We start from the raw sequence: 8,904 nt of genomic DNA, 5'->3' as shown, positions 1-8,904 counted from the left end.
GGGCCGGCGAGGGGTGGCTTCGTGGCGGCGGGGCGGGGCGCGGCAGCGGGCTCGCCCAGCGCCTGGCCGCAGAGCACACATGCAGCCGAGCGAGGCGAGTTGTACCCGTCACAGTTCGGGCAGACCACGGCGAGGGAGGACAGCAGGAGCTGTGACATGTGCGGAGGCGAATCTACGGGGCCGTAAAACACCGGGTCAACGAAAGCGAACGCACCAACTGGGGTGTCCCAGAGGGAGGTGACGTCCAGGTGTGGGGCAACGTTGCCCCTCCGTTGGTGCAAAGTTACGATTGCTCCTCATTCGATGATTCGCCTGAACGACATCCTCCAACGGGTTTCCCAGTACCACCCCGACCCCGACCTGGACATCATCAAGAAGGCCTACGTCTATTCGGCCAAGGTCCACCAGGGTCAACTCCGGAAGTCAGGCGAGCCCTACCTCGTCCATCCGCTCGAGGTCGCCGGCATCCTGGGCGAGCTCAAGCTGGACGAGGCGTCCATCGTCACCGGACTCCTTCACGACACCATTGAGGACACGCTGGCCACCGAGGAGGAGCTGACGGAGCTCTTCGGTTCGGAAGTGGCCCACCTGGTAGACGGCGTCACCAAGCTGTCCAAGTTCTCCGCATCCGCCAGCCTGTCGCAGGAGGAGAAGCAGGCGGAGAACTTCCGGAAGATGATCATCGCGATGGCGCAGGACATCCGCGTCATCCTGGTGAAGCTGGCGGACCGCACGCACAACATGCGGACGTTGGATCACATGTCGGAGGAGAAGCAGGCCCGCATCGCGCAGGAGACGCTGGACATCTACGCGCCGCTGGCCAACCGGCTGGGCATCTCGTGGATCAAGACGGAGCTGGAGGACCTGAGCTTCCGCTACGTCAAACCGCAGGAGTTCTTCGCGCTCCAGGCGAAGCTGAACAAGCGCAAGAAGGAGCGGGAGAAGTACATCGAGGACACGTGCGACCTCATCCGCTCCAAGCTGGCCGAGCGCGGGCTGAAGGGCGAGGTGAGCGGCCGCTTCAAGCACGTCTACAGCATCTACAAGAAGATCAAGTCACAGGGCATCGACTTCGATCAGATCCACGACATCATCGCCTTTCGCATCATCGCGCCCACCGCGCCCTCCTGTTACGAGGCGCTGGGGCTCGTGCACGAGATGTGGAAGCCGGTGCCGGGGCGCTTCAAGGACTTCATCGCGATTCCGAAGCCCAACATGTACCAGTCGCTGCACACGACCATCATCGGTCCGCTCAGCGAGCGCGTGGAGGTGCAGATCCGCACCTCGGAGATGCACAAGATCGCCGAGGAAGGCATCGCCGCGCACTGGAAGTACAAGGAGGGCAAGGCCGTCATCTCCAAGGATGACGAGAAGTTCGCCTGGCTGCGGCAGCTGATGGAGTGGCAGCAGGACCTGAAGGACCCGAAGGAGTTCCTGGAGACGGTGAAGGTGGACCTCTTCACCGATGAGGTCTTCGTCTTCACGCCCAAGGGCGACGTGCGTTCGCTGCCTCGCGGCGCCACGCCGGTGGACTTCGCCTACGCCATCCATTCGGACGTGGGCAACCGGTGCGTGGGCGCCAAGGTGAACGGGAAGATCGTCCCGCTCCGCTACAAGATGAAGAACGGGGACACGGTGGAGGTGCTCACCAGCCCCCAGCAGCACCCGTCCAAGGACTGGCTCACCTTCGTCAAGACGAGCCGGGCGCAGCAGCGCATCCGCGGCTTCATCAAGCAGCAGCAGCGCGAGAAGAGCCTCCAATTGGGACGTGAGCTGGCGGACCGCGAGCTCAAGCGCTTCCAGCTCAACTTCAACCGGTTGGTCAAGTCCGGCGAGATGAAGAAGGCCGCCGTGGACCTGGGCTTCCGCGTGGAAGACGACATGCTGGTGGCCATTGGCTACGGCAAGGTGACGCCGCAGCAGTTGTCGCACCGGCTCGTCCCCCAGGAGAAGCTCAACGCCGCGGAGGCCGGGGGGCGCTCGGACGCCAACCCCGCCGCGACAACCTCTGGTGGAACCGGCAACTCGGTGCTGCCGGGCCTGTCCCGGGTCACCGACCTGGCGAAGCGGCTGGTGGGCCGCAGCAACCGCAGCGGCGTGCAGATTGGCGGCGTGGACGATGTCCTCGTGCGCTTCGGGCGGTGTTGCAACCCCGTCCCCGGAGACCCCATCGCCGGCTTCATCACCCGGGGGCGGGGCGTCACGGTTCACACGGTCGGCTGTGAAAAGGCACTGGCCACGGACCCCGAGCGGCGGGTGGACGTGTCGTGGGATGTCCGGGGCGACTTCAAGCGCCCCGTCACCCTGCGCGTCCTCACGGCGGACCGGCCGGGCCTGCTGGCGGACATCACCAACACCTTCTCCAAGAAGGGCGTCAACATCTCCCAGGCCAACTGCCGGGCCACCGGAGATGACCGGGCGGTGAACACTTTCGAGGTCATCATCTCCGACCTCAAGCAGCTCACCGACCTGATGCGAACCATCGAGCGGCTCCAGGGCGTCTACTCGGTCGAGCGCATCTAACCGCCTTCGCCTTTCGTGGTAGAGCGCCCGGAAACCCCGGCGGCCCGATTCGGGCCGCTCTCACCCCGAGGTGCGCCGCATGGCTCGCAAGGCAATCCACTCCGACCAGGCCCCCAAGGCCATTGGCCCGTATTCCCAGGCGGTGCAGGTGGACGCCGGGAAGATGACCTTCCTCTCCGGCCAGATTCCGCTCGACCCCGCCACCATGGAGATGGTGCAGGGCGACGTCGTCGCGCAGGCGGAGCGGGTGATGGAGAATCTGAAGGCCGTGCTCTCCGCCAGCGGGCTGGACTTCTCCCACGTCGTGCGCTGCACCATCTTCCTCACCGACTTGGGCGACTTCGCCCGGGTGAACGAAGTCTATGGCCGCTACTTCACCGGCGCGCCGCCGGCCCGCGCCACCGTGCAGGTGTCCGCGCTGCCGCGTGGCTCCAAGGTGGAGATTGACGCCATCGCCGTCTCCTGAAGCAAGGGCTGAAAAGACGAAGGCCGCCGGACTCAGAGGAGTCCGACGGCCTTTGTCGCGTCAGGGCCCCAGGGCCCCGGCGGGAACTACTTCGAGTCGGCCACCGCGCCGCCGAGCTTCTTCAGCTCCTCGTCGATGACGCGCTTGAACGCGTCCACGGGCTGGGCGCCCACGAGCGTGCGGCCGTTGATGAAGAACGTCGGGGTGCCGGAGGCGCCCACGCTGGACGCCTGCGCCATGTCGGCCTCGATCTGCGCGTTGAACTTGCCCTGGTCCAGCGCGGCCTTGAACTTGTCCACGTTCAGGCCCAGCTCCTGCGCGTACTTCTCCAGCGAGGCGCGGTCCAGCGCGCGCTGATTGGCGAAGAGCTTGTCGTGGTACTCCCAGAACTTGCCCTGCTCGTTCGCGGCCAGCGCGGCGGCGGCGGCCAACTTGGCGTTGGCGTGGAAGGGCAGCGGCTGGTTCTTGAAGGCGACCTTGATCTTCCCGCCGTACTGGTCCTCCAGCTGCTTCAGCGTGGGCACCACGCGGCTGCAGAAGGGGCACTCGAAGTCGGAGAAGGCGACGATGGTGACGGGCGCGTTCTTGTCGCCCTTCACCGGGGCGTTGCCCACGTCCACCTTCTGGACCGGGGGCTCGGCCGGAGCGCCAGGGGCCGCGGCGGGCGCCGTCGGGGCGTTGGCGACGTTCTCCGCGTTCAGCTTGGCGTAGAGCTCCTCGGGCTTGGTGCCGGCGGCGAGCAGCTTGTCCGCCTTGCCAATCTCCTCGTCGATGACGCGCTTGAAGGCCTCGAAGGGCTGCGCGCCGACGAACTCACGGCCGTTGATGAAGAAGGTCGGGGTGCCGTTGGCGCCCAGGGCGTTGCCGGCGGCCATGTCGGCCTCGACCTTCGCCTTGAACTTGCCCGAATCCAGGGCGGCCTTGAACTTGGCGACGTTCAGGCCCAGCTCCTGCGCGTACTTCTCCAGCGAGGCGCGATCCATGGCCTTCTGATTGGCGAAGAGCTTGTCGTGGTACTCCCAGAACTTGCCCTGCTCGTGCGCGGCGTGCGAGGCCTCGGCGGCCAGCTTCGCGTTCGGGTGGAAGGGCAGCGGCTGGTGACGGAACACCACGCGCACGTCCTTGGCGTAGCTCTCCTTGATCTTCGACAGGGTGGGGCCCACGCGGCTGCAGAAGGGGCACTCGAAGTCAGACCACTCGACGATGGTCACCTTGGCGTTGGCCGGGCCGAAGGAGGGCGAGTCCGAGGGGATCTCCACCTTCTGGACCTTGGCGGCGGGCTGCTGCGGCTGCGCCTTGGGCGCGGCGCGCTCGGCGCCCTTCTCGATGATCTTCGCGTACACCTGCGAGGCGGGCACGCCGCTCTTCACCAGGTTCTCCGCCTTGACCAGCTCCTCGTCGATGAGGGCCTGGAAGTTGGCGATGGGCTGCGCGCCCGACAGGAAGCGGCCGTTGATGAAGAAGGCCGGGGTGCCGCTGGCGCCCAGCTGGCCGGCCAGGGCCTGGTCGCGGGTGATGATGTCCTGGAACTTGGGGTTGTTCAGCTCGGCCTTCCACTTGTCCAGGTTCAGGCCCAGCTCCTTGGCGTACTGCTCCAGGGACGCGTCATCCAGCTTCTTCTGATTGGCGAAGAGCTTGGCGTGGTACTCCCAGTACTTGCCCTGCTCGCCAGCCGCCATCGCGGCGATGGCCGCGGGCTTGGCGCGCGGGTGGAAGGAGAGGGGGTTCTGCTTCATCACCACGCGGAGCTTCTTGCCGTACTGCTCCTGGAGCTTCTCGATGGTGACGTTCGCCCGGCTGCAGAAGGGGCACTCGTAGTCGGAGAACTCGACCACGGTGACGAGCGCGTCGGCGCTACCGTGGGTCGGCGAGTTCTCGATGGGCACCTTGAACACGGTGGGATCCACCGGACGGCGTCCACCCGCTGCCGGGGCGGCGGGAGAGTTCGGTGCAGCCTTGGCGACTTCGGACTTCGTGGACGGGCCAGTGGTGACGCGGCCGCCAACGAACCCGAGCACCAGGCCGACCAGCAGGGCCACGATGACATTGGGCTTCATGAGTGGGTCTTGCTCCTTCGCCATGGGGCCGGCATTGTGGGCCCGAGCGGGTTTTCAACGAGGGCAGAGGGCGGCGGTCTTAACAGAGGGAATTCCAGACGCGCAAGCAAGCCGCTCTGGCCTTCCAGGGAGCCGCGCCCCCTCAGGGGCCCCAAAACTCGGGAGACTTCGGAAAAATTCCGTCAGAGTCTCGATCATGGACGCCGCCGTGCGCATCGACACTCGGGGGGCCTTGTGCCCCATGCCCATCCTGGAGCTCGCCAAGGCCATGCGGGCCCTGGCGCCAGGGACGCTGGTGGAGCTCGTCTCCACGGATCGCGGGTTGGAGGCGGACCTTCCCGCATGGTGCGAGGCTACGGGGAATCCACTGGTCCGCATGGAGCGCCGGGAGCGCCTCTACGTGGGCTGGGTGCGCAAGGCGGGTTGAGCCGCCTGCCGCCAGCCCACGCCTTGCTTCAGAGCATCTGCAGGACGCGATCTTCCAGGCGCTGGCCGCGGCTGACGCCCAGGATGAGCACGTCGTGCTGCAGCAGGTGACGCACCACCTGGCTGATGACCTCTTCGGGCGCCACGCCGCCGCTGAAGCGCACGCGCAGCACGGTGTCGCTCTCCATGCGCGCGTCCGTGATGTGGGGCATCGCCGTGAGCTCCGGGATGATGACGCTGCCGCGCGCAATCTGGACGCGGAACTCGGCGCCCTGGCCGGTGAGCTCATTCATGCTCCCCGCCTGGGCGAGCGTGCCCTTGTCGAGGATGGCGGCCGCGTCACACAGCTCCTCCAGCTCCTGGAGGTTGTGGCTGGAGACCACCACCGTCTGCCGGCCCTTCATGTCGCGGATGACCTGGCGCACCTGGGCGGCGATGCGCGGATCCAACCCGGCGGTGGGCTCGTCCAGCAGCACCAACGGCGGGCTGCCCATGAGGGCCTGGGCCATGGCGGCGCGCTTGGCCATGCCGTGGCTGAGCGCCTGCGTCTGGACGTTCCAGGCCTCCATGAGGCCCACCTTGTCCAGGGCCTCGCGCGCCTCACGCTCCGGCTCGGCCAGGGCGGACAGCCGCGCCCAGTACGTCAGCAGCGCGCCCACTTCCCAGCCGGGCGGCAGCACCGCGTCCTGCGGCAGCGCGCCCAGGCGGCCCTTGAGGGCGCCCGGGGTGGTGGGGTCCACATCCATGACCTTGAGCGAGCCCTCGGACGGGTAGAGGTAGCCGCACATCATGGAGAAGGTGGTCGTCTTGCCGGCGCCGTTGGGGCCGATGAGCCCGTACACCGCGCCCTTGGGCACGGAGAAGCTGACGCCGTTGACGGCGACCTTGGGGCCGAAGCGCTTGGAGACGCCGAACAGTTCAATGGCCACGTCGCTCACAGGTCCCTCGCGCGCAGGATGCCGTAGGCCGCCATCAGGAAGACGAAGGCGAAGACCGCGTAGGCGGCTCCGCTCGCGCCGAACTGCGCCAGGCCCGGATGCAGCAAGTCACTGGCGTAGTACGACGGCGACAGGTAGCGCAGGAAGCGCAGGTTGCCCGTGTCACCCGAGGCCCGGCCGATGGTGTCCATCAGCCAGAAGACGAACAGCAGGATGAAGTTGAAGACCAGGCTCACCGCGGGCGAGCGGAACAGGCTGGAGCACAGCGTCGTGAGGGCCACGTAGGCCAGCGAGAAGACGATGGCCGCCAGCCAGAACTTCAGCAGGTTGAGCGCCACGGCGGGGAAGCTGAAGTCCGGGTTGGCCACGCGGGCGTAGATGAAGATGGCCAGGTCGATGATGAGCACCAGGCCGAGCAGCAGCGTCGCCTGCGTCAGGAACTTGCCCAGCAGCACCGACGAGCGCCGCGCGCGCACCGTGAGGTAGCGCATGGAGCGTGGGCCCACTTCACCGCTGATCTGATCGAAGCCCATCAGCGCGATGTAGGCGGGCAGGAAGAAGAGGGTGATCTTGAAGACGATCAACACCTCCAGCGGCACCTGCGCCAGGGCCTCGATCATCGCGGAGTCGTTGCTGGTGAGGAATCCCAGCACGCCCTTGCGCATCTCCTCGTTGAGCTGCACGGAGGCGCTCGCATCCGCGCCCGCGCCTTCCAACTGCTTGGCGACGGCGCTGCGGACTTCGCCCGCGAGCCAGCCGACCACCAGCAGCACCAACGCGGAGAACATGCTGTAGAGGCCGAGCAGCACCACCGTCCGGCCACTGCGCACGGCCCGGCGGAGCTCGGCGCTCCAGATGACCACCGTTTCTTTCAATCCGTCCAAAGTGTGGGCGAACCTAGCGGAGTTGCACACCCCTCCGCCAAGTTTCTGATTTCACCGAGGGACGGAAGCGACCAGGGAGGCATCCGTGGACAGCGCGCCCCCAGCCGGTAGGATCCAGCCGTCGCTCACCCCTCGGAGCCCCTCGTAGCAATGCGCTTCCACCGCCGTCTCCTGTCCGCCGCCGCGCTGCTCCCCCTGGTCCTCGTCATTGGAGCGACCGAGCCGGAGCAGCCCGCGTCCGCCGGTGTCTCCGAAGACGGTGGGGTGGTGGCCGCCGCCCCTGGCACGGAGTCGCAGGCCGCCCAGGCGGACGCGGGGACGCCCGGGGCCGCCACGGCGTCCCAGGGCGCCCAACCCGATTCGGGGACTTCAGGATCCGCCGCCGTCTCCGCCGCCGCGGTGCTCGGGGGCGAGTCGCCGGACGGCGGACTGGCGGCGCTCGCCGCGGAGCCGGGGATGGTTCCCCCCGTGCCCGTGCCCTCGCGCGAGAAGGCGCCGCCCATCGCCACGGTGAAGCCGCTTCCCAAGTCCGCGGACCTCATGGGCCGCGCGACGCTGGAGGGCGGGAAGCTGGTGGTGAAGGAGAAGGGCGGCAAGAAGAAGCAGCTCACCATCGACCCGGTGCTGCAAGCGTCGCTGACGCAGATCCTCCGCAACTACGAGACGCCCTACGGCGCGGCCGTGGTGCTGGAGCCGGCCACCGGACGGGTGCTGGCGTTGGCGGAGCACTCGGCGGCGAGGCCGGAGCTGCGAGGGCTGCCGGTTCGCGCGGTGTTCCCCGCGGCCAGCATCTTCAAGGTCATCACCGGCGGCGCGCTGCTGGAGGCCGGCGTCACACCGGATACCGAAGAGTGCTTCCACGGCGGCAAGCGGCGCATCTCCGAGAAGCACCTGCAGGACAGCGAGCGGGACAGCTCCTGCTATTCGCTGGCGCTGGCCATGGGCAAGAGCGCCAACGTCATCTTCGCCAAGCTGACGAACAAGCACCTCACGGTGGACTCGCTGCGCCGCATGGCGGCCCGCTTCCGTTTCAACCGTGAGATTGAGTTCCCCGTGCCGACGGATGTGTCGCTCGCCGCCATCCCCGAGGAGACGTTCAGCCTGGCCAACACGGGCGCGGGTTTCGGAGACGTGTACCTGTCCCCGCTGCACGGCGCGCTCGTCGCCGCGGTGGCCGCCAACGAGGGCCGCTGGGTGGACCCCATCCTCTTCGAGCCCGAGGGCCCGGCGCCGCTGCTCCCGGTGGAAGGCGAGCCCGTCCTCACGCCGGAGGTTGCGAAGGACCTCACGGCGATGCTGGAAGAGACTGTCACCAGCGGCACCGCGCGCGCCGTGTTCCGCGAGCGTCGCTTCCGCGTGGATGACGCCGTGGGCAAGACGGGCTCACTGGCGGACCGCGAGCCCTTCCGCGACTACTCGTGGTTCGTGGGTTTCGCACCCAAGGACAACCCGCGTGTCGCCGTGGCCGCCATCATCGTCAATGACCCGAAGTGGCGCATCCGGGGCACCTGGCTGGGCCGCGAGGCGCTCCGCCTGGGCTTGGAGCGGGTGCCCGCGCCGGTGGAGATGACGGCCCCGGCCTCCGCCGCTGGCAAGCACTGACGCTTCCG

Annotated in this window: 7 protein-coding genes; 4 read left to right on the top strand and 3 right to left on the bottom strand. The window is 67.7% G+C overall.

All coding sequences use genetic code 11. The features are described from left to right. Positions 1 to 303: 303 nt before the first annotated feature. Positions 304 to 2,523 (top strand): bifunctional (p)ppGpp synthetase/guanosine-3',5'-bis(diphosphate) 3'-pyrophosphohydrolase, encoded by a 2,220-nt coding sequence (locus FMP39_RS31710; protein WP_141593806.1) that lies wholly within the window; start codon positions 304 to 306, stop codon positions 2,521 to 2,523. A gap of 79 nt (positions 2,524 to 2,602) precedes the next feature. Next, a complete protein-coding gene (locus FMP39_RS31705) occupies positions 2,603 to 2,989 on the top strand; it encodes a RidA family protein (RefSeq protein ID WP_141593805.1) in 387 nt (128 codons plus the stop codon). 86 nt (positions 2,990 to 3,075) lie between these two features. Here the strand turns inward: FMP39_RS31705 and FMP39_RS31700 are convergent, their stop codons facing one another. Then, on the bottom strand, positions 3,076 to 5,046 hold the full coding sequence (locus FMP39_RS31700; RefSeq protein ID WP_141593804.1) for a thioredoxin domain-containing protein: 1,971 nt from the start codon (positions 5,044 to 5,046) through the stop codon (positions 3,076 to 3,078). A 196-nt stretch (positions 5,047 to 5,242) separates the two neighbouring features. On the opposite strand from FMP39_RS31700, the gene FMP39_RS31695 reads away from it, so the two are divergent. Further along, a complete protein-coding gene (locus tag FMP39_RS31695; RefSeq protein WP_090495178.1) occupies positions 5,243 to 5,473 on the top strand; it encodes a sulfurtransferase TusA family protein in 231 nt (76 codons plus the stop codon). A 28-nt stretch (positions 5,474 to 5,501) separates the two neighbouring features. On the opposite strand, the gene FMP39_RS31690 is transcribed toward FMP39_RS31695, so the two are convergent. Both FMP39_RS31690 and FMP39_RS31685 read right to left on the bottom strand, forming a co-directional pair. Continuing rightward, positions 5,502 to 6,410, bottom strand: coding sequence for an ABC transporter ATP-binding protein (locus tag FMP39_RS31690; protein WP_141257590.1), 909 nt, complete (start codon positions 6,408 to 6,410; stop codon positions 5,502 to 5,504). Then, positions 6,407 to 7,324 carry an ABC transporter permease gene (locus FMP39_RS31685; RefSeq protein WP_141593803.1) on the bottom strand — a complete coding sequence of 306 codons (918 nt, stop codon included), beginning with the start codon at positions 7,322 to 7,324 and terminating at the stop codon, positions 6,407 to 6,409. Before FMP39_RS31685 ends, FMP39_RS31690 begins: the two co-directional genes overlap by 4 nt. A 120-nt stretch (positions 7,325 to 7,444) precedes the next feature. Here FMP39_RS31685 and FMP39_RS31680 point away from each other — a divergent pair, with 120 nt between their 5' ends. After that, entirely contained in the window at positions 7,445 to 8,896 is a 1,452-nt protein-coding gene (locus FMP39_RS31680; RefSeq protein WP_141593802.1) for a penicillin-binding transpeptidase domain-containing protein, read from the top strand. Positions 8,897 to 8,904 lie beyond the last annotated feature (8 nt).

It is taken from the genome of Myxococcus sp. AB056, assembly GCF_006547365.1.
GTDB classification, from domain to species: domain Bacteria; phylum Myxococcota; class Myxococcia; order Myxococcales; family Myxococcaceae; genus Myxococcus; species Myxococcus virescens.
Note: the sequence above shows the minus strand (reverse complement) of the source record. Positions and strands in the feature narration are given on the sequence as shown.